22 protein-coding genes and 2 tRNA genes are annotated in these 23,020 nt (G+C 44.9%); 15 read left to right on the top strand and 9 right to left on the bottom strand.

Annotated features, from left to right (window positions below; genetic code table 11):
* Positions 1-8: 8 nt before the first annotated feature.
* The 13 genes from EJ063_RS08405 to EJ063_RS08345 all read left to right on the top strand — a co-directional run bounded on the left by EJ063_RS08405 (position 9) and on the right by EJ063_RS08345 (position 13,670).
* On the top strand, positions 9-1,436 hold the full coding sequence (locus EJ063_RS08405) for a lipopolysaccharide biosynthesis protein (RefSeq protein WP_126573825.1): 1,428 nt from the start codon (positions 9-11) through the stop codon (positions 1,434-1,436).
* The gene (locus EJ063_RS08400; RefSeq protein ID WP_126573824.1) at positions 1,433-2,806 is read left to right on the top strand and encodes an O-antigen ligase family protein; all 1,374 of its coding nucleotides are present in this window, start codon (positions 1,433-1,435) and stop codon (positions 2,804-2,806) included. The genes EJ063_RS08405 and EJ063_RS08400 overlap by 4 nt, the downstream gene beginning before the upstream one ends.
* A 96-nt stretch (positions 2,807-2,902) precedes the next feature.
* Positions 2,903-3,634: an acyltransferase gene (locus EJ063_RS08395; RefSeq protein WP_126573823.1), complete on the top strand. Its 732-nt coding sequence runs from the start codon at positions 2,903-2,905 to the stop codon at positions 3,632-3,634.
* Complete coding sequence (locus EJ063_RS08390) at positions 3,627-4,751, top strand: glycosyltransferase (RefSeq protein ID WP_126573822.1); 1,125 nt, start codon at positions 3,627-3,629, stop codon at positions 4,749-4,751. Before EJ063_RS08395 ends, EJ063_RS08390 begins: the two co-directional genes overlap by 8 nt.
* On the top strand, positions 4,748-6,184 hold the full coding sequence (locus EJ063_RS08385) for a GumC family protein (protein ID WP_126573821.1): 1,437 nt from the start codon (positions 4,748-4,750) through the stop codon (positions 6,182-6,184). The genes EJ063_RS08390 and EJ063_RS08385 overlap by 4 nt, the downstream gene beginning before the upstream one ends.
* Positions 6,185-6,321: 137 nt before the next feature.
* Positions 6,322-7,410: a glycosyltransferase gene (locus tag EJ063_RS08380; RefSeq protein WP_126573820.1), complete on the top strand. Its 1,089-nt coding sequence runs from the start codon at positions 6,322-6,324 to the stop codon at positions 7,408-7,410.
* Positions 7,407-8,594, top strand: a complete 1,188-nt coding sequence (locus EJ063_RS08375; RefSeq protein WP_126573819.1) for a glycosyltransferase family 2 protein — start codon at positions 7,407-7,409, stop codon at positions 8,592-8,594. Before EJ063_RS08380 ends, EJ063_RS08375 begins: the two co-directional genes overlap by 4 nt.
* A 9-nt stretch (positions 8,595-8,603) precedes the next feature.
* Positions 8,604-9,242: a sugar transferase gene (locus EJ063_RS08370; RefSeq protein WP_126573818.1), complete on the top strand. Its 639-nt coding sequence runs from the start codon at positions 8,604-8,606 to the stop codon at positions 9,240-9,242.
* A 307-nt stretch (positions 9,243-9,549) separates the two neighbouring features.
* Complete coding sequence (locus tag EJ063_RS08365; RefSeq protein ID WP_244225166.1) at positions 9,550-10,395, top strand: phosphate/phosphite/phosphonate ABC transporter substrate-binding protein; 846 nt, start codon at positions 9,550-9,552, stop codon at positions 10,393-10,395.
* Positions 10,396-10,398: 3 nt separating this feature from the next.
* On the top strand, positions 10,399-12,534 hold the full coding sequence (locus tag EJ063_RS08360) for a bifunctional diguanylate cyclase/phosphodiesterase (RefSeq protein WP_126573816.1): 2,136 nt from the start codon (positions 10,399-10,401) through the stop codon (positions 12,532-12,534).
* A 152-nt stretch (positions 12,535-12,686) separates the two neighbouring features.
* A tRNA-Val gene (locus EJ063_RS08355) sits at positions 12,687-12,763 on the top strand.
* A gap of 46 nt (positions 12,764-12,809) precedes the next feature.
* Positions 12,810-12,886, top strand: a tRNA-Val gene (locus EJ063_RS08350).
* A gap of 163 nt (positions 12,887-13,049) precedes the next feature.
* On the top strand, positions 13,050-13,670 hold the full coding sequence (locus EJ063_RS08345) for an outer membrane beta-barrel protein (RefSeq protein WP_126573815.1): 621 nt from the start codon (positions 13,050-13,052) through the stop codon (positions 13,668-13,670).
* Between the two features lie 84 nt (positions 13,671-13,754).
* On the opposite strand, the gene EJ063_RS08340 is transcribed toward EJ063_RS08345, so the two are convergent.
* Positions 13,755-14,048: a hypothetical protein gene (locus EJ063_RS08340; RefSeq protein WP_126573814.1), complete on the bottom strand. Its 294-nt coding sequence runs from the start codon at positions 14,046-14,048 to the stop codon at positions 13,755-13,757.
* 169 nt (positions 14,049-14,217) lie between these two features.
* On the opposite strand from EJ063_RS08340, the gene EJ063_RS08335 reads away from it, so the two are divergent.
* Positions 14,218-14,427: a DUF2986 domain-containing protein gene (locus EJ063_RS08335; protein WP_126573813.1), complete on the top strand. Its 210-nt coding sequence runs from the start codon at positions 14,218-14,220 to the stop codon at positions 14,425-14,427.
* 51 nt (positions 14,428-14,478) lie between these two features.
* On the opposite strand, the gene EJ063_RS08330 is transcribed toward EJ063_RS08335, so the two are convergent.
* Entirely contained in the window at positions 14,479-14,658 is a 180-nt protein-coding gene (locus EJ063_RS08330; RefSeq protein WP_126573960.1) for a hypothetical protein, read from the bottom strand.
* 70 nt (positions 14,659-14,728) lie between these two features.
* Here EJ063_RS08330 and EJ063_RS08325 point away from each other — a divergent pair, with 70 nt between their 5' ends.
* Positions 14,729-15,565, top strand: coding sequence for an alpha/beta fold hydrolase (locus tag EJ063_RS08325; RefSeq protein WP_126573812.1), 837 nt, complete (start codon positions 14,729-14,731; stop codon positions 15,563-15,565).
* 88 nt (positions 15,566-15,653) lie between these two features.
* On the opposite strand, the gene EJ063_RS08320 is transcribed toward EJ063_RS08325, so the two are convergent.
* From EJ063_RS08320 to nirB, 7 genes are all read right to left on the bottom strand, one after another.
* The gene (locus tag EJ063_RS08320; protein WP_126573811.1) at positions 15,654-16,550 is read right to left on the bottom strand and encodes a hypothetical protein; all 897 of its coding nucleotides are present in this window, start codon (positions 16,548-16,550) and stop codon (positions 15,654-15,656) included.
* Between the two features lie 125 nt (positions 16,551-16,675).
* Positions 16,676-17,359, bottom strand: coding sequence for a type II secretion system protein (locus EJ063_RS21320; protein WP_126573810.1), 684 nt, complete (start codon positions 17,357-17,359; stop codon positions 16,676-16,678).
* Positions 17,360-17,474: 115 nt separating this feature from the next.
* Positions 17,475-17,957, bottom strand: a complete 483-nt coding sequence (locus tag EJ063_RS08310; RefSeq protein ID WP_126573809.1) for a LabA-like NYN domain-containing protein — start codon at positions 17,955-17,957, stop codon at positions 17,475-17,477.
* Positions 17,958-18,061: 104 nt separating this feature from the next.
* Entirely contained in the window at positions 18,062-18,823 is a 762-nt protein-coding gene (gene cobA / locus EJ063_RS08305; RefSeq protein ID WP_126573808.1) for a uroporphyrinogen-III C-methyltransferase, read from the bottom strand.
* Positions 18,824-19,016: 193 nt separating this feature from the next.
* A complete protein-coding gene (locus tag EJ063_RS08300) occupies positions 19,017-19,868 on the bottom strand; it encodes a formate/nitrite transporter family protein (protein WP_126573807.1) in 852 nt (283 codons plus the stop codon).
* A 131-nt stretch (positions 19,869-19,999) separates the two neighbouring features.
* Positions 20,000-20,323 carry a nitrite reductase small subunit NirD gene (nirD, locus tag EJ063_RS08295; RefSeq protein ID WP_126573806.1) on the bottom strand — a complete coding sequence of 108 codons (324 nt, stop codon included), beginning with the start codon at positions 20,321-20,323 and terminating at the stop codon, positions 20,000-20,002.
* A gap of 14 nt (positions 20,324-20,337) precedes the next feature.
* On the bottom strand, positions 20,338-22,896 hold the full coding sequence (gene nirB / locus EJ063_RS08290) for a nitrite reductase large subunit NirB (protein ID WP_126573805.1): 2,559 nt from the start codon (positions 22,894-22,896) through the stop codon (positions 20,338-20,340).
* Between the last annotated feature and the right edge of the window lie 124 nt (positions 22,897-23,020).

The raw sequence follows: 23,020 nt of genomic DNA, 5'->3' as shown, positions 1-23,020 counted from the left end.
GGTGAAATATGAAATCAGCACAAATCAAGAGTATTAGCCTATACGCCTTCAGTGTATTCCTAATGAAAGGGTTTTCACTGATCACCCTTCCTCTTATGGCGTATTACTTGCTGCCAGAACAGCTCGGTCAGCTCGAACTTATTGGCATCACTACCGTTTTTGCGAGCCTTGTGATTGGGCTAGCAATGCATGAAAACCTGTATCGCTTTATCGGCACTGTCGATGACGAGGAACAGCAAAAAACCATTGCCTCAAAGCTCTATTACGCCACCCTGTTGATTTCCCTTGGCGCGACAACGCTGCTCGTTGCGGTTTACTATGCTGTCCCTGTTAAAATCGAGTCATTCAGCGATTCAATTCTGGGATTGATGGCATTAGTACTTTGCTATGAAGCGCCGCTTGCAATCTGCCTTGCCTGGTTACGCTTACAAGGCCAAGCAATGCGATTTTTCAAAATCTGCACCTGTACCGTTGCTTTGCAGTTCCTATTGTTGGTATGGGCGTTAAACAACAGCCCCACCGTCACGACTGTTTTCGCCATTAATGTGTTTTGTACATTGAGTCAGTACCTTTTCTTGCACTTCACCATTGGGTTTTCATTCACATTACCAACCCGTAAGGTGATTCTAGAATACGTTCGTTATAGCTCTCCCCTCATGCTGTCAGCCGTTGTTGCCTTTGGATTAAGTGGCGCAGAACGTTGGATCATTGCAGGCACCACCGACTTGGTGACATTAGGCATGTATGCGATTGCCGCGAAATTTGCCTTAGGCGTTGGTATTTTGATTCAACCTTTCCATATGTGGTGGATGCCGAAACGCTTCCACGCTTTGGAACAATTTGGACGACACTACACTGCGCAGATCACACAACAAGGCATTATGCTGCTTTGCTTTTTGGCGCTAATTGTAGCGTGGTTAAGCCAGCTGTTTATTCAATTACTCCTACCTACCAACTATCTATTGGCTGCGTCTTATGTCAGCTTAGCAATCATTACGATGCTGTTTAAAGAGCTAGTAGAACTGACCAACCTGGGCGTTTTGTATCGTAAAAAGACCACTCACCTTTTACTGATTAATCTCTCGGCAACCTTGATTGCTTTCTCACTTTGTTATTTCTTTAGCGACCTTGGTATCAAAGCGATTTTGGTCGCTCTGGTTGTCGGCCAAGTGGTGCGATTTGTGGCAACCTTTTGGCATAGTCAAACGCTCGCGCCACTTCGCTATCAGTCACCTTCGATTTTAGGGCTGATCCTCCTCACCACACTGTTCCTATTTACCAGTGGTTACCAAAACAATGTCGAACTGGCGCTGCTTATGTTGGTACTTCAACCATTAGCCTTGGTGGCATATGGACTTAAAGCCAAGCTCATCGATCCTGATACGTTCAAATCTGCGTTTTCTTATCTGCAGACTTACCTTGGTAAAGCATCATGAGCCATATTGATCGCACTAAGAGCCTTCTCACCATGACGCTCATTAGTGGCGTACTTGGTGCTGTTTGGTTTCTTGCACCTCACCCTGCTGTAGCGATCGTGCTCTGTTTTGCTCCCCTTGGCGTGCTGTTTGTTCTCAACCAAACGTTTTGGCTAGTCAGTCTGTTTGTTCTGTTCTCTTTCTTCCGCATCCATGAAGCTATCCCTGCTCTTTATTCACTGAAGATTCCACTTCTGCTATCACTTGGCGCGTTAGCAGGGCTACTATGGCATTCATTGATCAGCCGAAAAATGGATACCTATTGGCACCCTTGTTTTACGTGGCTTGCAATCTTTTGGCTGTTGGTAGTTATCGGTTCAATCTTGTCCTCTAACCCGGGGCTGGCCATCACTTATTTCAAAAACATCTACTGGAAGATCATTGTCATGACACTGGCGATTGCCTGGCTGGTGAATAGCGAAGAGGAAGTGAAGAAAATCGCCACACTGATTATCTTAGCCGGACTACTCATCGCGACGGTGGCCTTATACAACTCAGCCAGTGGCATTGGCCTAGTCGAAGGCTCTCGTGTCACCATTGGTCGAGCACTGGGTTCTGTACTTGGCGATCCAAACGACTTGTCATTGGTGTTAATGTTCCCCCTAGCCTTTGCGATCAGCTTTGCGACAACTAAGGGGATAGGAAGCGCGCGACTTCTTGGGCTAATCTGTTTGGTTTTAGCCATGGCTGCCGTTATCGCAACACAAAGCCGGGGCGGCCTGTTGGGCTCTGTCGCGGTATTTGGTATTTTTGGTCTTCGCTTGATTCGCTCTAAAACGGTGCTGTTTGTGATTGCAATTGTTGGCCTGCTCGTTCTTTTCTCCGTAGCCGGCATTTCAGATCGTCAGTCAGGAGGCGCTGCAGAAGAAGGCATTGATGCTTCAGCAATGGGTAGACTTTATGCTTGGGAAGCCGCGTTCAAAATGGCAGTGGATAACCCTTTAACCGGGGTCGGCCTCAACAATTTCTACTCAAATTATTTTTACTACAGTCCACACTGGGATGGTTTGAATCATGCTGTTCACAGCACTTGGTTTGGGGTGCTAGCGGAAACCGGCTTCTTAGGCTTAATCATCTTTATCGCGATCATTATTTCGCTCATTCAAACCAGCCGACACACACTCATTGCAATCGAAAACAGCGCTGAGCCAGTCAGCCCTTATATGTATGCGACTTCGTTGGCGGTTTACGCTGGAATCATCGGGACTATTGTTTCGGGCACCTTCTTAACCCAGGGCTTTACTTGGCCGATTTATATCCTTTCCGCTCTATGTGTGGCGCTTTCTCGAATCACGCAAAACTATTCTCAAAATGAGAAAACACCCAACTGAGTTTATTGTCTTTATTTAACTAACTGTTTTTATTAAATTATTATTTTGGCACGCAACATGAAATAGCTCTTTGTAAAATAGCAAAAGGAGCATGTTATGTTGGCAGCGCAAATATCTGAATTTAAAACTTGGCTAAAGAACAATGACAATCCATCGTATCGAAAATTGTTCGCTTTCCTTAAGGCAGTTCGCGCCTGCGACCTACCTACTCCCCACATCCTGAATCAGCTGATTGCTTTCTTGTATGGCACATCGACCAATCTATTCAACAATGTACTGCGAGTTCTTATTCATACTCCCGCTTTTAAAGGCAAACTTCGCCGTTACGGCCGCGGTCTCTATTTATTCGGAGGTGTCCCTTTTGTCTCTGGTCCACTGGCCATTGAATTAGGTAAGGATTGCCGTATATCTGGCCACACCACATTCAGTGCTCGCCCTGAGAGTCCTTCACCTGAGCTTATAGTCGGAAACAACGTTGATATTGGTTGGCAAAGTACGATAGCCATTGGTCGTAAGGTGATCATTGAAGACAATGTGCGCATTGCTGGTGGTGCCTTCTTATTTGGTTACTCCGGCCATTCATTAAACGCTAAGCTTCGCGCTGAAGGTCATGGCGATCTTGATTGCGATGTCGGTAACATCATCTTGAAAAAAGACGTTTGGTTAGGGACGAAAGTGACGGTTTGCCCAAATGTCACCATTGGGGAAGGCACCGTTGTTGCGACAGGCAGCGTTGTGACCAAATCACTGCCTCCGTTCGTTGTCGCAGCCGGAAACCCTGCAAAAGTTGTGAAACAGCTGAATCCAACGGGAGGCTATCATGCGTGATCTCATTGTCTTTGGCGAAGACTTTGGCGGTTTACCGTCAAGTACACAACACCTCATCACTCGTCTTGCTCAATATCGCAAGGTGCTGTGGGTAAACTCCATTGGTTTACGTCAGCCCAAGTGGACGACGCAAGACATCAAGCGCGCTGCGTTAAAATTGATGGGCAAAGGGAAATCTGGTTACCAAACATCAAAGCAACTGCCAAGTAACATCACAGTGGTTAATTTACGCACGATTCCTGCACCGAGCTCTATGTTCGCGCGTCAGGCAGCAAAAATGATGCTCTGCCGCCAGTTGAAGCCACTCATCAAACGGTTGAAGCTGAATAACCCCATCTTGTGGAGTTCGCTACCAACCGCTGCCGACTTATGTGGTCATCTGGGCGAATCGGCAGTCGTCTATTATTGTGGTGACGACTTCGCTTCTTTAGCAGGTGTGGATCATCAAACAGTCGCCGAACACGAGAGTAAGCTTATTGAGAAAGCGGACCTTATTTTTGCCGCGAGCAGTAAGTTAGTCAGCAAGTTTCCCCAAGCCAAAACACACTATGTTCCCCATGGCGTAGATACCCAATTGTTCAGTACACCTACTGCTCGTGCGTCCGATCTCCCTGATCCATGCCATAAAATCGCTGGCTTTTACGGTAGCCTGTCTAATTGGTTGGATTATGAAATGATTGAGAAGGTCTGCCGAACCAATAGTGACTGGCAATTCGTCTTTATCGGTCCAATTGAGCTGACAAGCAATCCGCTTCCCAAACTCAACAATGTGCATTACTTAGGGCCTCGGCCTCATCACGAATTACCAAGCTACAGTCAACATTGGGATGTGAGCTTACTGCCCTTCCTTGCTAACGACCAAATTGCTGCGTGTAGCCCACTTAAACTGCTGGAATACCTGGCTGCAAAGTCAAAAGTGATCAGCACGCCATTTCCAGCACTCACACCTTATTCCGAGCACGTTGATGTCGTGACCGATGCGGATGGCTTCTCGCTCGCACTCGCACGCATCGCCACAACAGCGTCACCCAACCGTTCCGTTTCAGAGATGTCGATTAACCGTAACAGTTGGGATGAGCGTTCACAGCAAGTGCAGCACATGTTGGAGTCTTTATGAACGAACTCAAGCTCAGATTCATTGTGATTCTTAATGGCATGTGGCGTCAGCGTTACGTGATTATCGTGCCGATCTTGATTTTCCCGTTTATTGGTTTGTTCGTCGCCAAAATGGCACCAACCAATTACGTTTCGCATACATCTATGCTGATTCAAGAGACTGCAAAGATGAATCCATTTTTGGAAGATATTGCTGTGTCGACCATGCTCAAAGAACGTCTCAATGCACTCAGCACCTTGCTCAAAAGTCGCCACGTTTTAACCGCAGTCGCCAAAGAGCATGACCTCATTAACGATCAAATGTCGGCGGCAGAGCGTGATCAAATGATTTATCGCCTCTCAAGTAACCTTAATGTCACTCAGCCAGGTAAAGATTTTTTGAAGATCACCTTTACCTCCAACAAGCCTGATGGCATGAAAGAAATGTTAGAGTCAATCAGCCAACATTTTATAGATCAGCTACTCGCCCCAGAGCGTTCATCGATACAAGACTCCTCCGAGTTTCTAGCCATTCATATCGAGAAGCGCCGTTTAGATCTGGAAGAAGCCGAAAACAAACTGGCCGAATTTAAAAACCGCTATGCATCCGTGACCCCTGAGATGCAAAGCCAAGCGTTAGGTCGCTTAGCGGCACTCAAGCAAAGCTATGCTGAGAAGAAAGCCGAGCTGGCGGGTGTAGAAAGAAGCTTAGGTTCACTCGATCAACAACTTTCTAAAACCAACCCTGTCGTCGGTAAGATAGAAGATCAGATCATTGAAATTCGCAGTGAACTTACCCTATTAAGAGCTAAATACACCGACAACCACAGCGCGGTTCAAGGTAAAGAGCGTGAATTGCGTCGACTCGAAAACGAGCGTGCCATCTTGCTGCAAACCGAACAACCGAATATCAGCAGCGATCAATTGTGGGACATCGCGAGCAGCGCGAAAGTCGAACAGTTGGGGGATGTTCAACCTCTATTGGTCACACAACTGCACAGCCTGCAACTGGTCAGAAGCCGATACGAATCGCTGTCAGAAGAAACCAAAAGCTTAGAGCGCATGATCAAAGAGCTTGAACAACAAGCGAACCGATTTGGTGATAATGCCAAAAGCATGCATCGTCTAGTTCGTGATGCCGAAATCAAACGCCAACTCTATGATGAACTCATACAACGCTATGAGATGGCCCAATTGACTGGCTCACTGGGTATTTTCGAACAAAACAAACGTGTAAAGATCATCGATTTGCCTTATACCCCAAGTCGCCCGGCTAACTTTCCAACGTTCGTTTACATTATTGCCGGAATCATTGCGGGAATGGGCCTTGGTTGTGGGCTCGCGATTGTCTTTGAGTTATTTGACTCTTCTATTCGCCGTAAAGAAGACATTGAGCGAATTACACGTGCACCTATGCTGACGCAAATTCCCAAAATTAAATCTCTAGATTCATAACGAGATTCAAATTGAAATATCACAATTCCAAACAGAAAAATCAACCCCAAACCAATGATATTAAACAACTTTAAATCTGGCACAGTTCATGCTCCATACAATTACATATACCTAATTGAGTGATTGAGAGGAGCAATATGATGCAAGGAACGACAACCATTCACGTTGTACAGCACTTGTCTCCGGGTGGACTCGAAGCGTTAGCACTGAATATGCTGCAGTTCTCAAGCCCAACCAATCAAGTGATGATTGTCAGCTTAGAAGGAAACAAGGAAGCCGCTATCAAACAATGGCCGCGATTGGCACAAGTTGAAAAGCAGCTTATCTTTCTCAACAAACCATCAGGTTACAGCCTCAATACCCTATCGAAGCTCTATCAGCTGTTCGTCATGCTTAAACCCAATGTGGTTCATACCCACCATATTGGCCCCATTTTATACGGTTCAATTGCAGCCAGGCTCGCCAATGTAAAACATCGAATTCACACTGAACACGATGCTTGGCACTTATCCAACCCAAAACATCGTTTCTTACAAGATCTCGCTTTGAAACTGGGTAAACCAAGACTCGTTGCCGATGCCAGCCTAGTGCGGGACCAAATCAAACAGTACTTTACCCATCAATCCGTTACGGTAATCAAAAATGGCATAGATAGCGCAAGCTTCAAGCCTGGGTCTCAAATACTTGCTCGTCAATCTCTAGGCTTAGCCACCTCCCCAAAATTTATTGGTACAGCTGGTCGACTTGAACAGGTTAAAGGTCACGATATTCTGATCAATGCACTCTGCTTCTTACCTAACAACATTCAACTGGTCATTGCGGGTGATGGTAGCCAACGAGAAGCGCTTCAGCAACAAGCCAGGCAGCTTGGACTCAACCATAGAGTGACCTTTCTTGGACTGGTCAATGACATGCCCAAGTTCTACCAATCTCTCGATCTATTTTGCCTACCCTCACGCAGTGAAGGTTTCCCGCTTTCTACTTTAGAAGCGCAATCTTGTGGTATCGCGACAGTAGCAACAGACGTGGGTGCAACCAAAGAAACGCTATGCCCTAAAACCGGCCAGCTCGCCCCTGCAGAAAACCCAAAACTGCTCAGTAAGGCACTGCGCAAAGCGTTAAGTTCAGCGTACCAAGAGTCACCACGCGAGTTCATCGTCAAGAACAACGATATCCGTAATATGGTTCTGGCATACGAAGCGCTAACAGAGGAGAAATGCGCATGATTGATGCAATCTTAATGGCGCTGTTTGCGCTAAGCAGTGCGCTGGTGGTCTATCACCACGTCGGCTACCCGATCCTTCTGTCTTGGTACTCTAAAAGCCACCCTATCAAGCAGCTGAAACTTAAAGTCAGAGGCTATAGAAAAGCGAAAGCAGACCGCACCTGTCGTAGCATGACTATTCTGATCCCTGCTTATAATGAAGAACAATGGATTGCAGATAAAATACGCAACGTTGCTTCTTTAGACTACCCAAAAGACAAGCTTAAAATAGTGATTGCATGTGATGGGTGCACAGATAGAACCGTACACATTGCCGAGCAAACCATCCAAGAAGCGATCTGCTGTGATGCACATATCGAAATTCGTGCTTTTGACAACAACGTCGGTAAAGTGTCGCTCATTAACCAGCAAATGAAGCAGATTGATTCGGATATTGTTGCGCTCAGTGATGTCTCTGCCCTGATTTCTGTTGATGCCTTGTGGATTGCCAACAAACACTTTAATGATCGCCATGTTGGCGTAGTGAATGGCCATTATCAGTTGTTTGCTAGTCAAAATGAGGGCGAAAACCGTTACTGGCAGTACCAGAGCAAAGTCAAAATGGATGAATCAAGCTTAGGCTCTACGCTTGGTGCTCACGGTGCGTTTTACCTGTTTAGAACCCACCTTTTTGAAGAGATGGAACAAAATACCATCAACGATGACTTTATCATTCCAATGATGATTGTACGCCAAGGTTTTAGTGCAATATATGAACCTCAAATGGTGGCACTTGAGCTTGAACCCTCTAACCAAGTACAAGATTTCAATCGCCGCTTACGTATCTCTGCGGGTAATATGCAGCAAGCAATTCGACTCTCCGATATGTTTCTTCCTAGACACCGTGGAGTCGCTTTTGCCTTCATTTCAGGAAAAGGATTACGCCTCGTCACCCCTTATTTACTGGTGTACTGCTTGCTTAGTTCCATTTACCTCATTGAATACCCTCTGTTTCAAGCAGCACTGTTAGCACAAATTGCACTCTATTCGCTTGCACTGCTGAGTTACTTTATCCCATACATTTTTAGCCACAAGCTGTGCAAATTGGTCTTGTATATCGTCGTAGGTCACTACGCCAATTTTGTCGGTGGATTACGTTATTTATTCGGATTTGAATCAGGAAAATGGTCTCGAGTGGACCAATAAGGAGTTACCATGAACAATGTAGCAAATCACACCTCAATCTGGTTAGCCAAACGTCTATTTGATCTATGTGGCGCGCTTGCTGGCCTACTTGTACTGATGCCAATGATTCCCTTCATTGCCATTGCCATTAAGGTCACTTCTCCTGGCCCTATTTTCTACAAACAACTGCGCGTGGGTAAGTCTACACCGGAGAAAATGGTGTTTTTCGAAATCATTAAGTTTCGAACCATGTACCAAGATGCAGAGCAACGTACCGGTGCTGTTTGGGCAACAGAGAATGACCCAAGAATCACACCCGTTGGACGCTTTTTACGCAAGACCCGTCTCGATGAGATCCCACAACTGATCAATGTCGTTCTTGGCGATATGTCACTGATTGGTCCTCGCCCTGAACGACCAAGCTTTTACAGTAAACTTGAGAATGCCATTCCTTACTTTGCTGACCGAACCTACGGTGTCATGCCGGGCATCACAGGTTTGGCTCAGGTGAATCAAGGCTATGATACCTGTATTGATGATGTGCGCAGAAAAGTCGGCTATGACCACAGCTATGCCCTATCTCTCTGTTCAATGAAGTCATGGCTAACAATGGATATGTCGATTATTTCTAAGACCATTATCGTCATGTTTGATGGCCGAGGCCGATAGCCTTCACGTAAAAAAGCCCACCAACTATAAGCTCCGAGACTTGTTTACTTTGCAAGATACGGAGCTTTAACGGGGGATTATCTATAATTATGCGAACCCATCCGTATTTTCTAAAAGCCTTCAAATTCCCAGTAACAAAAATCTTCAAAACACTTTCAATTAACAATACAGCATGCTAATAATGTACGATTAGTCATACACTTGAGCAACGAACACTATGCGCTTGGCCGGAAAAGCCTTAATACTTGCATGCGGTATATTTACTATTTCACACAATAGTTATGCAAGTACCAACGAAGAGAAGCACTTGAACTATGGCGTTCTCTCCTCAAAACCGAAAAAACGCATTAAAGATAGCTACCCACTGTTTTCTTATGTTGCAGAGCAATTGTCTCATCATGGCTATACCGACGCCCAGATCAAAGTGTACACATCGATTGATGAGCTGATATCCGCCATTCAGTTAGGTGACGTCGATCTCATCAGCTCAACGATTTACCCTACACTGATTATCAAAGAGAAGTCTCCCATCGAACCAGCTCTTGTTCGTTGGAAAAAAGGCCAAAGCTCATACAGCTCTATCTTTGTCACCAATAAAGATAACGGATATAAGAACCTATCGGATCTTCAAGGTAAAGTTGTTGGATTTGAAGACCGAGGTTCCACCAGCGGGTACTTTCTACCGATGGTGAGCTTGATTGAGCAAGGACTTAAAGTGCAGCACCTCACCTCACTTCAAGAAAAGCCCGATGCAGATAAAGTTGGTTATGTTTTTTTTGATGATCTGCTACGCGAAACCAACGAAGTCAACATGACCTTGTGGGTAGCCAGAGGCATGGTAGATGCTATCGCGTATAGCTCTTCGAACTGGGATAACCCGAAAGACACGCCCATCGCTCTAAAGCAAAAACTGTACACTTTTGCGCAGACACAAGATTACCCTCGTTCAATCATCAGTATCTCTCACAGCCTAGATCCTACTGTAGCTGCAGACCTCAAGCGTACTTTGCTTGAACTCGATACCAATGTTCATGGACTCGGCCTACTAAACCAATACCAAAAGACGAAGAAGTTTACTGCGTTTGATAGTCAAACAGAAAAGCAGCTCTACGATGCGCAGACACTTATCCATATACTCGATACGACTCAGTAACCAATGAAAAAAAAGGGATTTAAAGGGCATTTGATTTTTGCAACCGTTTGCGTTGTAACCCTCGTTTGTGCCCTAAACTTTGTGCTCTACAGCGCTGCCTATAAAAGCCAGTCAGAACAGATTTACGATAAGATTACTAAGAGTGTTGAAGCTTCTTTACAGAAAAAGGTTGAGCAGCAAGCCATCGCGCTCTCTCACATTCTCAGTCAACAAGCCTTTAACCCGCTTTATCACTACAACGTCTCTGAAACACTGCATCTATTGCAGACCAACCTCAGCCAACCTAATGTCGAGGTCATACAGATCATCGATCAAGAGGGTTTGATCTTCCACGATGGTACGCCCGATATTGTGAGCTTTGGCCTTCCACATAAAAAGCCAGAACTGATCGAACAAGTGCTCACAACTGGTGGGACAATAAAACGTCACGAAGATAATCTTCTGTTGGTGGCCGCCCCAATTGCGGAGCAAGATAATTTTATTGGTGTGGTTTATTTAGAGCTAAACAAGCACAGCCTAATCAATGAGGTCAATAACAGCGCGCAACAGCTAAGTACACTTGGGCAACTCGATAGCGAGCGAATGAACCGATGGCAGCTATTGTTTTCTGGTGTTGGTTTGATCTGTGGTATTGCGATGGCCTACAGTGTCGCGAGCTCATTTGCGAACCCAATTACTCAAATCATTAAGCAGCTTAAGCAAACACGAGACGGACGCTTTGAGCCCATCGAACAATCTGCGCCTTATCAAGAGCTCGATAGTTTGGTCGATGCGTTTAACGAGATGCAGCACTCCGTTTCAAAGCACAACGATCATATTCAGCATATGGCATTCCACGATCAATTAACGGGATTACCTAACCGATTTAGGTTTATTCAGCTTGTAGATGACCATATCGCCCAAAACCAAGACCAGTTACTCGCTCTGCTCTTCATCGACTTAGACGATTTCAAATTTGTAAATGACAACTATGGCCACCATGTTGGAGATGACGTCATCAAACAGGTGTGCGCACGCCTTAACAGATTGCTCGACGAACCGTTACTCGCGCCTCATAAAGATAAAGTTCTTCTCTCTAGAGTTGGCGGTGATGAATTTATCCTGATGGTGCCTTACACCCGCGATATACGAATTACAGCAATTGCAGATACTGTGCTTAAAGCGATCATTGAGCCTCTTGATCTACAACGCTTTAAGCTCAGCTGCAATGCCAGTCTCGGCATTGCCTGCTACCCTGATTTTGGCACCGATGCAGACACCCTTTGCCGTAACGCAGAGCTGGCTATGTTTGAGCAAAAGCAGAAAGGGAAAAACGCTTACAGTATTTATACTCGCGAGATGGACAAAGCGGTAGAAGAGCGCCTTTACATAGAGCAAGAGCTACGCAAGGCAATGGATGACCTGTCTCAATTTGAGCTTTGGTATCAACCTAAGTTCGACATTAAATCCCGTAGTATTAATGGGGCTGAAGCCTTAGTTCGTTGGAACCACCCTACTCAAGGCTATATCGGCCCAGACAAGTTTATTCCGGTGGCTGAATCAACCGACCTTATTTTAACGCTCGGAGAGCACCTTATTCACCTTGCAGCTAAGCAAGCGTCTATCTGGCGTCAGGAGTACGGACAACACTTCTATATCGCGTTAAACCTGTCGCCAAGGCAACTGCACAGGCAGAACTTGTCGCAGCTGTTTAAAGAGGTACTGGCCACTTATGAGCTACCCGGTTCATCTCTGCATGTTGAAGTGACTGAAACCCTCCTGCTGTCAGACAGTGCGAAAATCAAAACCGTACTCAGCGATCTGCGTAATCTCGGGCTAAAGGTGTGGCTGGATGATTTTGGTACCGGGTATTCATCACTCAGCTACCTTCAAGAATACCAATTTGATGGTGTAAAAATCGACCGTTCCTTTATTTTCTGTCTCTCACCAGAGAACGAGAATACTTCTCTGATTGAAGCGATTTTGTCGATTGCAGAAAGCATGGGAATGAACAGTGTTGCGGAAGGGATCGAAACCGAGCATCAGCTTGCTCTACTTAATCAACTGGGTTGTAAGTTAGGTCAAGGATACCTCATCAGCCGCCCACTTCCTGTCGAAGAGTTTGATAAAAGTAATGAGACTATCACCGAGCTAGCCTAAGCTAGGTAAGTGATTTAACGCACATTTTTAAATAAGATACGCGTAAAACAACACCAATTCGATTAGTTCTAAAGCAAACGAGTTCAAATCAGGTAATTTGCTCTTGCACCGAACCGAAACAGTGGGTAACATCCTTCTCGTTCTTAAGGAATGGGTCCGTAGCTCAGTTGGTTAGAGTACTACCTTGACATGGTAGGGGTCGGCGATTCGAGTTCGCCCGGACCCACCACTCCTTAAAGTCGTGTTAAAACCAAAACATGCCGAACATTAAATTTGGGTCCGTAGCTCAGTTGGTTAGAGTACTACCTTGACATGGTAGGGGTCGGCGATTCGAGTTCGCCCGGACCCACCAAATTTAGTTCCTTGTGAACAAACGCAAAGCCCAGCAGAAATGCTGGGCTTTGTTGTATTTGGAGTATACTCCTACCCTTACGCAGGCTTACAAAACTTCGATCGATTCAGCTCATCTATGCGTTTAAAGTTGCTTTGTTTCCAATCGATATAAGAAGTTCGCTATGTTCAAGAAACCCCTTTTTTTACTCCCTCTTCTCTCATTAGCGTCAGTACAAGCCATCGCCGATAGCAATATCGTCTATGAAATGTCTCACATTGGATTTGGCTACAAACATGCCAACCTAGATGCCGGTGCTACCGAACCTTACTTGAACGGTCAGTACAGTAATGATGTTGATAAGACCTATGGCGGCTTATATGTCGATCTCGGCTTGAGCATGACCGAAGCGCTATTCTTAGAAGGTAACGCAAGCTTTGTCACTCGATTCAGCTCTGAAATTGATACTTGGCAAGTGGGTGGTGGTTTTAATGTACCTGTCTCACCACTTGTCGCCCTCCCGCTCTCTTGCGGAGTGATCAATTATCGAGCAGACAGCGATTACTCGTCTTCCTACTCAGAAAACGCCCTGTACTGTAAAGGCGGCGCAAGAGCCCAAATCGCGAAACATTGGTTGATTGATGCGTCTTATCAGCATGCTTTCCTTGATGTAGCAAAAGACACCTATCGATTGAACAACGTTTTCCAGTTTGGTTCTGTGTTTGGTTTTACCGCTGGCTTGGAATATGCCAAGAGAAACAAATCAGAAACGGCATTTACTGTCGGGTTGCAGTTTACTCTCTGATTTAGAGACGAACGCCTGATCAACGTAAAACAAAAACTCCGGCACTAAGCCGGAGTAATAAATTCTTTGGATACGGTAATTCGATTAGTTAAAACGCACTGCGTCTTTATCTACGTAAACCGTATCACCAATGGTCGTTTTCACTTCAAAAAAGCCTTTGTGACGCTGCTTTATTTCACCACGACGCTTGCGATCAATCTTGCGACACTCACCCGGTAGCTTTGCCACTTTGTTACTGGCTTTCTTACGAGCTAAGAATGTCTTCATCGCTGCTTCTGTTTGGCACACAACACGCTCTTTTGGGATAACAACATCAGCACTTGCCGACGCACCAAATGATACCGAGCACATAACAGCAATTAGAGCTAATTTCTTCATAACACTCTCTCTATAAGATTCAAGTCACCGAATATCATACCAAATAAAATTATATTGTACATCGTTTTTTATATTGGCGTTTTTTTTGCTGCGGCTTGTGAGCGGTTATTCGTGCTTTGTAAGGGGAATCTTGATAGGATCTGCGGCAAATCTAGCATCGAGCAATACCATGAACCGTAAGAAAAAGATCAACAGTATTCTGAAAGCAAAGCTAAAAAAGAAAAATGCTAAGCTTCACAACAGCAACAAGCCTCGCTATATCTCAAAAGCGGAGCGAGCAAAATTAGAAGCCGAAGAACAAGAGAAAGCGTCAGAAGTTTCAGAAGCAAGCGAACAAGAACAGGTTGAAAGCACCGACATCGGTGAGACGACTAAATAGCAAAAAGTCAGCGTTAATCGCTGACTTTTTTGTATTCAGTTCATTCTGGTATCAATGTCCATCAAATGAAACGAGTTTAATTTCAAGTTGAGCACCAAAATATCTCAGGGCCAATCTTGGCTCTTGCTCATCAGACACTTTCTTGCCCAATGCTTCGAGTAGATCGGCCATAAAATCCTTAACTGGCTGATCTGCCTCTGCTAAATGTTGTTCTAGAGTGTGATTTTTCATTTTTAACCTAGCCATACTGTTAAATTTCCATCATGAATAGGTTCTCTATAACAACCAGAGGACAACTCAAATGGAAATCATTAAAACAATCTTAAATGGCAACCACTACCGCTACTCATACCACCACTGTGAAGATTCAGATCAATATGTCATTTTTTTACTCGGAGCTCTGCAGGACATCGAAAGCGTACATTCTTTTTCGTCACATTTTGCGACTAAATTTAACTGTATCACCATCGAAGTTCCGGGTACTGGACACACCGAGAATCTCGAATCAACCACAAGTATTCGTGATCAAGCAAAGATGTTGCACGATTTTATTGACTATTTAGGCGTGAACTCTGCACACATTATTGGTTTTTCTTATGCCACCGCTGTTGCTGTTGAACTTTGCGATATGTGGCCAAATGTGCAGTCAATGTCTATTTGTGGCGGAGTACCTGGCATTCCCTCTTCTGGACGTTTAGCGACCAAGCAAATGATTGCAGCTGCAATGGATAACCCAAGCCGTTTTGCAAAATCATTTACGGAGTCTCTGACCGTTCAAAATGACGCAATACCAAAGAACAAAGCCATTATCCGAGCAACAGTACGAAATATTACTGCCATGCCTCAGGAACGCATAGACGTATTCTTTGAAAACTCAGTGCGATTACTGGTACACACTCCAAGCAACATCCAAAACATCTCTATACCTTGTACGATATGCGTTGGTGAGTTTGACCCGTATGTAACCAGAGAAACCGCGGAAAGATTTGCCAAACAATTAAAGAATGGGCATCTGGTCGTGATCAAAAACGCGGATCACCTTGTCCATTTGCAGCACCCCGAAAAAGTTGCTTCTGCGATGTTAGCCCAAGCCGAGGCTAAACAACTACTGCAGAATACTTTGGCAGCCCTTGCCTAAATAAATCATCACTATTTTTATTTTTTAGGCTGATATAATCAACTCAAGTTCATGTGCAATTTGAGTTGGTTATTTTCACTTGCCACATCTATATCACGTTTTTTATGTAAATCTTTGATAATGTAGTCAGTATCTCTACTGCACGTTTCTTGCATTCAGGGTTTAGCGGACGTAGCGCTTCAACAATGAGTAAATCACGAATGTGCTGTACTTGTCGCAATTGATGAAATTGAGGAAACAACTTCATCTCACTGGTAAAGTTAACGTGAGAGCTCAGCTCAAAACCTAGCTTAACCCTAAAGCCAATGGCGACTGAAAAGTCACGGGTTTTTGAAACATCTTCAAGCTGAATGTATTGATAGTCAGAGAGGCCTAACACTCGCGCGATAAGCTCAATTGGGATGTTATGTTCTTGCCTAAAGCGTTTCACCGTAATCGCAACTGAGCGATAGTAATCAATGGCGAAAGCATTAATATCAAGCACGGGAGGTGGGAGTAGTTCATCATAACAAATGGCAGGATCGACCTGAGAATTAAGCTCTTCTCGGTAGGCTTGAAACTTCAACCTAGCGTCAGGCTCCATCAGGTTTTTCACCATATCTAAGTAGAGCTCAAACTGTTCTGTCGGCAGTCGCCCAATGCAGTAAAGCGCCTCAATCGCTTTATCGTCCATTCCGCGGTAATACTCTCGCATTTTCACCGCATAATAGAAGCTCGTCATCGGTACCATCATTACCCACGACATCGCTGCCACCATGTGAATTGGACGAACTGAAGGATAACTTTGCTGCATGTAGCGTTTAAGAGTAGAGCCATTTAAGCCAGAGACTTTCTGTTCTAGCTCTCGGAAGGACATGCCTTGCGCGCGACGGACAAATGACATAGAAACGGCCATGTCAGTATCAATGGTCTCAAGAAGCGAATCCAACATTTGAATTCTCTCTTCAGAAACCGTGACGGTAACTTGATCGGCGCTGTTATACATGGATGAGTTCTACTCTAGAAGTGACGTAAACACTCTATCACATGGTCAATAAACAAACTATCTTTGAAGAGAAAATAGACTCTGCTATTTATTGGAAATACAGGAAGTTAGGCTTAGCTAACAAATTAGTAAAGCGCTAATTGATCGGTCCAAGTGAAACCATTACTGATGTCTTGTCGACCTTCAGAGATTTCACCTTCCATTGCGTTATATAAGTAGTAAGAAGCATTATGAAGGTCGCCATCCAATTGGTAGTAATGACAATAAGATACGCCAACATTAAAACGTTGATGGATAAACACGTTATAGCCTTCATCGATCGCTTGTTGAAGATTTGATGCGCTGACTGTTTGCTTGTTTGATCCACCGAGTGTATTTCTAGGTGGATAGTCTAAGCTCGATTTAGAAAAGTAATCAGTGGCTGTCAGTGTTTCGACTAGTTCAACACAGGCTTGCGGATTATTAATATCACGCTTTATATAACTGTTGGTGTCTTTCGTATTACTGACAGGGAAGCATGAACCCGTAAAGTTAGAGCCAATTCCTTCAACATCGGTACCCTGAGTATAGCCATCAGGGCGGCCCCCTTTTTCGTCAACCACGTCCCCACCGCGAGCAAGGCATGCTCCGCGATAGATTTGTACCGCACTGGTCATGTTTCCGAAGGTGGTTTCAAATGCTGCGGTCCTTGAATCACTAGCAAAGTTTAAGAACCTTGGCGCAGCAAAGATCGCGAGTACCGCTAAGAGAACGATGACAATGATCATCTCTATCAGCGTAAACCCCTTCTCTTTTTGAATATTCTGCATAGTAGCTCACCGCACCAACCTTACAATCAGTGCAGCATACCATTAATATACAGAACTTAGAACGCTAAATTAGAGAATACACAACGACAAATGACTAATAACTCAGCACTGTCTGTTAGCGCTTGTTAATCAGTAAGTTTTCATCAATAGGGATAAAACGATCGGATGCATCAATGAGTGATTGTGCACTCAATCCGGGTACACCATAAACATCGACCTGAGTATTAAAGCGCTGCTGAATGCGCTGAACTAACACTTCAAAATCACCATCGCCGGAAAGTAAGATCACTCGATCAACCTGGCTTGCCGCTTCAAACACATCGAGGGCAATACCAACATCCCAGTCCCCTTTTGCGCTGCCATCCATACGTTGAATATATGGCTTTAGCTTTACATTAAAACCAATACCACGAAGGATGTGGTGAAACTGACGCTGTTTAGGATCATGAGAAGCGATGGCATAAGCATTGGCTTCAATAACTTGCTTACCTTCCGTCGCAATATACCAAAATTGGTTGTAATCGAAATTGCTTCGGTACTTGTCTCTGGTGGTGTAGTAGATGTTTTGTACATCGACAAAAATAGCAACGCGTTCCATGGGTATCCTATCCAATGAATGGGGCGTTGACTCTAACAAAAGTGTGAACAGAATACAGCTCTCTTTTGTACTCGAGTCAGCACATTCTCGCCAATACCCCTACCCTATGAGGAAAACCAATTTAGCTTGTCGTGTAGCGAGGTGACACTGCCGACAACAATAAGCGCTGGGCTAACGGCTTCTTTCGCCATATTGGGCAGATCTTTCAATGGGCCAGTAAATACACGTTGCTCTCGGCGTGTACCGTTTTCAATGATGGCACATGAGATCTCAGCGTCTAACCCTGTTTCCAGTAACTTCTCAGTAATGTAACCGCTCTGCTTAAGACCCATGTAAAATACAAGCGTGTTGTTTGATTGCGCAAGAGACTGCCACTCAATCTCTCTGCCATCTTTTTGTACATGGCCTGTAATGAATTGAACGCTCTGTGCATGATCTCTGTGAGTCAGTGGAATACCAGCATAGGCCGTTGCACCTGCCGCTGCGGTAATACCCGGAACGACTTCAAATCGAATTCCGTGCTCAGCAAGCTCTTCTAACTCTTCGCCACCACGCCCGAAAATGAATGAGTCACCACCTTTAAGGCGCACGACACGTTTACCTTCATTCGCTTTTTCAACCAAGATTTGGTTAATTTGATCTTGGGGAACGCAGTGATAATCGAGCTTTTTGCCTACGTAGATCATTTCAGCGGACTCATTGGCTAACGCTAAGATATCTGGCGAGACTAAACGGTCATAAACAACCACTTCCGCCTGTTGAATCACTCGGTAACCTTTCACGGTGAGTAAATCAGGATCACCTGGACCTGCGCCCACTAAAGAAACAAAACCTGAAAGAGTAGTTTGGGATAGATTCGCTGTCATATTCTCAACGCCTATAAGTCAAAATTTGGGTGTTTCGATTGTGGTTAAAGGGTCTTAATCACAACGTTGAACATAAAAAGTAACACTCGGTATATCTACCTCTGAGGAATTATTACTTTTTATAGTCAATGCAATTAACTGTTTATCGATAGTTGAGAGAAAAACGGCCCCAGAATATGGGGCCATTATTTGATTATTTCGTGTTTAGTGCCGCTTGAGCGTTCACTGTTTCTTCTGAATCAAGAGAAGGTGCTGTTTTCGCGTGAGTTAGGTAAAGCGGGATGCAAGTCATAATGAGACCACCAACAATGTTACCTAGGATTGTTGGGATTAGGTTGAAGTTCAACCAAGTCGCAATACCAAAGTCAGCACCAAGAATCATGCCCAGTGGGAATAGGAACATGTTTACTACTGTATGCTCAAATACAAGTGCGAAGAAGATGAAGATTGGGAACCACATCATGGCTACGCGGCCAGCGACAGTACGTGCTGTCATGTTACCAATCACACCTAGACAAACCATTAGGTTACAGAAGATACCGCGTACGAAACAGGTAATCCATCCGTCCATACCCATGTTTTCGAAACCTAGACTACGTGCAGTAGAAACAGCAATGAACTTCTTAGCAACTGCGTTTAGCTCTAGAGAGAAGTTACCCGTTAGTGATACTGCGACTAAGTAAGCAACAATCAAAGAACCGATAAGGTTACCTAGACCAACAAGACCCCAACAACGGAAAATGCGGTTCCAAGTAATACCTGGGCGACCTTCAAATTTAGCCAATGGCGCTAGACCAAAGACACCTGTTACCAAGTCATAGCCCATCACAGAAAGAATCACGAAGCCAACTGGGAAGACAAGAGCACCCACAATGCCCATGCCAGTTTGTACGATTGTTGTAATCGCGACGACTACCGCTAGAGATAAGATGATACCTGCCATAGTGCCACGCAAAAGCAAGTCACGAGCACTTGTCTTTGTCTTAGCTTCGCCAACGTTGATCATTGTTTGTACGAATTCAGCGGGTTTAAAGTCTGTAGACATGAATGTGTCCTTATTCAAAAAAATTGAAGGTTAAAAAGTTAAAATTGAATAGTGAAAGGCTCGCGAATTTCATGGTTTCTTCGCCAAGAAATGACGAGCCTTTAAGCTATTAAATCTCAGTTAACGGATTATTAAGCCGCAATTTCTACTGCACCTTTGGTCACTCGTGCTTTGTAAGCTTTCACGTTGAACTGCTCATTTTCCATGCACGCCCCTGTTTTAAGGTTAAAGCGCTGCTTTTTCAGCGGGCTTGCAACCCACAGCTGCTCATCATGCTCAACAATCAGGCCACGAGATAACACGTTAGATTGGAAGAAAGGGTCCATATTGTTAATCGCAAACACTTCTTCTGTCGCACGTGGGCGGAAAATTGCGACTTGCTCACCGTCTACCAAAGCCACGACACCTGTGCCTGGGATGATGTCTTCAATGTTACAAACTTTTGTAAATGCCATAATCTCTTCTCCCCTTACACGACTTCTACGTGAAGGATGTCGCCTTTCGCTTCAGGATGTTTTTCAGTGAATGTTGCCGGGCGATGCTGCTCACGGCCATCTGTTACAAACATAACGTTGTCATCTCGTTCATCAGAGTTCACAAAGTGCGCAAAACGCTTCAGCTGAGTTTCATCGTTAATGGTATCCGTCCACTCACAGCGGAACTCTTCCACCAACTTAGCCACGTCTGTTTCTAGTTGATCGTTAATGCCTAGTTTGTCTTCAATGATCACTTCACGCAGATAATCAATACCGCCTTCTAGGTTCTCGAACCAGACTGATGTGCGCTGAAGTGGCGCTGCAGTGCGGATGTAGAACATCATGAATCGGTCGATGTATTTGATGAGTGTTTCTTGGTCTAGGTCACCGGCTAGTAGCGTTGCATGACGAGGCTTCATACCACCGTTACCACACACGTACATGTTCCAACCCGCGTCTGTTGCGATGATGCCAAGGTCTTTGCCTTGCGCTTCTGCACACTCACGAGTACAACCAGACACACCAAACTTCATCTTATGAGGCGTACGGATGCCTTTGTAACGGTTCTCGATCATCACGCCAAGGCCAACTGAATCTTGAACGCCGTAACGACACCAAGTAGAGCCGACACACGTCTTAGCCATACGCAGTGCTTTTGCATACGCTTGACCCGTTTCGTAGCCCGCTTCGATAAGCTTTTTCCAGATTGCAGGAAGGTCATCTTTTTGAGCACCGAACAAGCCAATACGCTGTGCGCCAGTGATCTTAGTGTATAAGTTGTATTCAGCGGCTACGTCTGCCAGGGCAGCAAGTGCTTGTGGTGTGACTTCACCACCAGCCATACGTGGAATAACAGAGTATGTACCATCTTTTTGCATGTTACCTAGGAAGTTATCGTTGGTATCGTGCAGTTTAACCAATGACGGTTTAAGGATGTGGTCACCCCAACATGAAGCAAGAATAGAACCCGCTAGCGGCTTACATACTTCACAGCCGTAGCCAGTGCCATGTTTCTCTAGTAGCTCTTCATACGATTTGATTTCACCGATACGCACTAGGTGGAAAAGCTCTTGGCGAGAGTAAGCAAAGTGCTCACAAACGTCTGCTTTTACTTCAACGCCTGCTTTTTCAAGTTCAGCGTTAAGCACTGACGTGACAAGTGGAATACAGCCGCCACAGCCTGTGCCTGCACCTGTTACCGCTTTAATATCACCAATCGTGTGGTGACCTTGTGCAACCGCTTCTGCGATTTTACCTTTAGTCACATCAAAACAAGAACAAATAACCGCAGACTCTGGCAGTGCATCTGCGCCTAGCGTTGGTTTTTCTGCGCCTGCGTGCGCTGGCAGAATCAATGCGTCTGGGTGTTCTGGTAAGTCGATTTCATTCAACATCAGTTGTAGAAGATCGCCATAATCAGACGTATCACCGACCATTACTGCGCCAAGAAGTTTCTTGTTGTCTTCAGAAACGATGAGACGTTTGTAAACTTCTTGCTCTTCGTTCTGGTAAACGTAGCTCTTACAACCAGGAGTACGGCCGTTAGCATCACCAATAGAACCAACTTTCACACCGAGCAGTTTAAGCTTCGCTGACATGTCAGCGCCTTCAAACTTACTGTCGTTACCAACCACATGGTCAACCGCCACGGTCGCCATCTTATAGCCCGGAGCAACCAAGCCGTAGAAGGTTTCATTCCAAGAAGCACATTCACCGATCGCGTAGATGTTCTCATCAGACGTCTGACAGAAATCATTAATTGCAATACCACCACGCGGAGCAACGTCAAGCTGCATATCTCGAGCAAGCTTGTCTTGTGGACGAATACCTGCAGAGAACACGATGAAATCGGTCTCTAGTTCAGTACCGTCAGCAAAACGCATAACGTTGCGTGATTCTTTACCCTCAGGAGCGATTTCAAGTGTGTTTTTGTTTGTATGAACCTTAACACCCATGCTCTCGATTTTTTGACGAAGTTGATTGCCGCCCGCTTGATCTAACTGCTCTGCCATTAGCTTTGGCGCAAACTCAACCACGTGAGTTTCTACGCCAAGTGCTTTTAATGCACCCGCGGCTTCAAGGCCAAGTAGGCCACCGCCGATAACAACACCGATTTTACTCTTCTTCGCACACGCTTCGATCGCTTTAAGATCTTCAATAGTGCGGTAAACAAAACAATCTTTACTTTCACGGCCTTTGATAGGTGGTACAAACGGAAATGAGCCAGTTGCCATAATCAGCTTGTCGTATTGAATTTCACGACCCGTGCTTGAATGGACGATACGTTTCTCGCGGTTTACGTTAATGGCACGTTCGCCGATTAACATCTTGACACCATGCTTGTCGTAGAAACCTTCTTTAACTAAAGATAACTCGTCCGCTGTGTGGTGAGAAAAGTAAGAAGAAAGGTGGACACGGTCATAAGCGACACGTGGTTCTTCACAGAAAACAGTGATCTCATATTGAGATGCATCCGCCTTCTCGACTAAGTCTTCAATGTAACGGTGTCCTACCATACCGTTACCGATAACGACCAGCTTCAACTTGCTCATAATACTTCCTAAGGGTTAGGTTCTTATCTACGCGCATTGTTAAATATGACAAATAATTAATACATGATGTAAATCAATTACAGTTTCAAACTACCCTAAAGGGGTAGGAACATAAAATAACCAC

The organism is Vibrio aquaticus, assembly GCF_003970385.1.
Lineage (GTDB): Bacteria > Pseudomonadota > Gammaproteobacteria > Enterobacterales > Vibrionaceae > Vibrio > Vibrio aquaticus.
The sequence above is the reverse complement of the archived record's forward strand: the minus strand, read 5'-3'. Positions and strand labels throughout refer to the sequence as shown.

Excerpts from the sequence above, each read along its gene's own strand:
- EJ063_RS08325 (WP_126573812.1), top strand. The coding sequence starts at position 14,729 with ATGGAAATCATTAAAACAATCTTAAATGGCAACCACTACCGCTACTCA.
- cobA (WP_126573808.1), bottom strand. The coding sequence starts at position 18,823 with ATGACAGCGAATCTATCCCAAACTACTCTTTCAGGTTTTGTTTCTTTA.
- EJ063_RS08330 (WP_126573960.1), bottom strand. The coding sequence starts at position 14,658 with ATGAAAAATCACACTCTAGAACAACATTTAGCAGAGGCAGATCAGCCA.
- EJ063_RS21320 (WP_126573810.1), bottom strand. The coding sequence starts at position 17,359 with ATGCAGAATATTCAAAAAGAGAAGGGGTTTACGCTGATAGAGATGATC.
- EJ063_RS08345 (WP_126573815.1), top strand. The coding sequence starts at position 13,050 with ATGTTCAAGAAACCCCTTTTTTTACTCCCTCTTCTCTCATTAGCGTCA.
- EJ063_RS08340 (WP_126573814.1), bottom strand. The coding sequence starts at position 14,048 with ATGAAGAAATTAGCTCTAATTGCTGTTATGTGCTCGGTATCATTTGGT.
- EJ063_RS08320 (WP_126573811.1), bottom strand. The coding sequence starts at position 16,550 with ATGTATAACAGCGCCGATCAAGTTACCGTCACGGTTTCTGAAGAGAGA.
- EJ063_RS08390 (WP_126573822.1), top strand. The coding sequence starts at position 3,627 with ATGCGTGATCTCATTGTCTTTGGCGAAGACTTTGGCGGTTTACCGTCA.
- EJ063_RS08300 (WP_126573807.1), bottom strand. The coding sequence starts at position 19,868 with ATGTCTACAGACTTTAAACCCGCTGAATTCGTACAAACAATGATCAAC.
- EJ063_RS08395 (WP_126573823.1), top strand. The coding sequence starts at position 2,903 with ATGTTGGCAGCGCAAATATCTGAATTTAAAACTTGGCTAAAGAACAAT.
- EJ063_RS08405 (WP_126573825.1), top strand. The coding sequence starts at position 9 with ATGAAATCAGCACAAATCAAGAGTATTAGCCTATACGCCTTCAGTGTA.
- EJ063_RS08385 (WP_126573821.1), top strand. The coding sequence starts at position 4,748 with ATGAACGAACTCAAGCTCAGATTCATTGTGATTCTTAATGGCATGTGG.
- EJ063_RS08370 (WP_126573818.1), top strand. The coding sequence starts at position 8,604 with ATGAACAATGTAGCAAATCACACCTCAATCTGGTTAGCCAAACGTCTA.
- EJ063_RS08360 (WP_126573816.1), top strand. The coding sequence starts at position 10,399 with ATGAAAAAAAAGGGATTTAAAGGGCATTTGATTTTTGCAACCGTTTGC.
- EJ063_RS08335 (WP_126573813.1), top strand. The coding sequence starts at position 14,218 with ATGAACCGTAAGAAAAAGATCAACAGTATTCTGAAAGCAAAGCTAAAA.
- EJ063_RS08380 (WP_126573820.1), top strand. The coding sequence starts at position 6,322 with ATGATGCAAGGAACGACAACCATTCACGTTGTACAGCACTTGTCTCCG.
- EJ063_RS08310 (WP_126573809.1), bottom strand. The coding sequence starts at position 17,957 with ATGGAACGCGTTGCTATTTTTGTCGATGTACAAAACATCTACTACACC.
- EJ063_RS08375 (WP_126573819.1), top strand. The coding sequence starts at position 7,407 with ATGATTGATGCAATCTTAATGGCGCTGTTTGCGCTAAGCAGTGCGCTG.
- EJ063_RS08400 (WP_126573824.1), top strand. The coding sequence starts at position 1,433 with ATGAGCCATATTGATCGCACTAAGAGCCTTCTCACCATGACGCTCATT.
- nirB (WP_126573805.1), bottom strand. The coding sequence starts at position 22,896 with ATGAGCAAGTTGAAGCTGGTCGTTATCGGTAACGGTATGGTAGGACAC.
- nirD (WP_126573806.1), bottom strand. The coding sequence starts at position 20,323 with ATGGCATTTACAAAAGTTTGTAACATTGAAGACATCATCCCAGGCACA.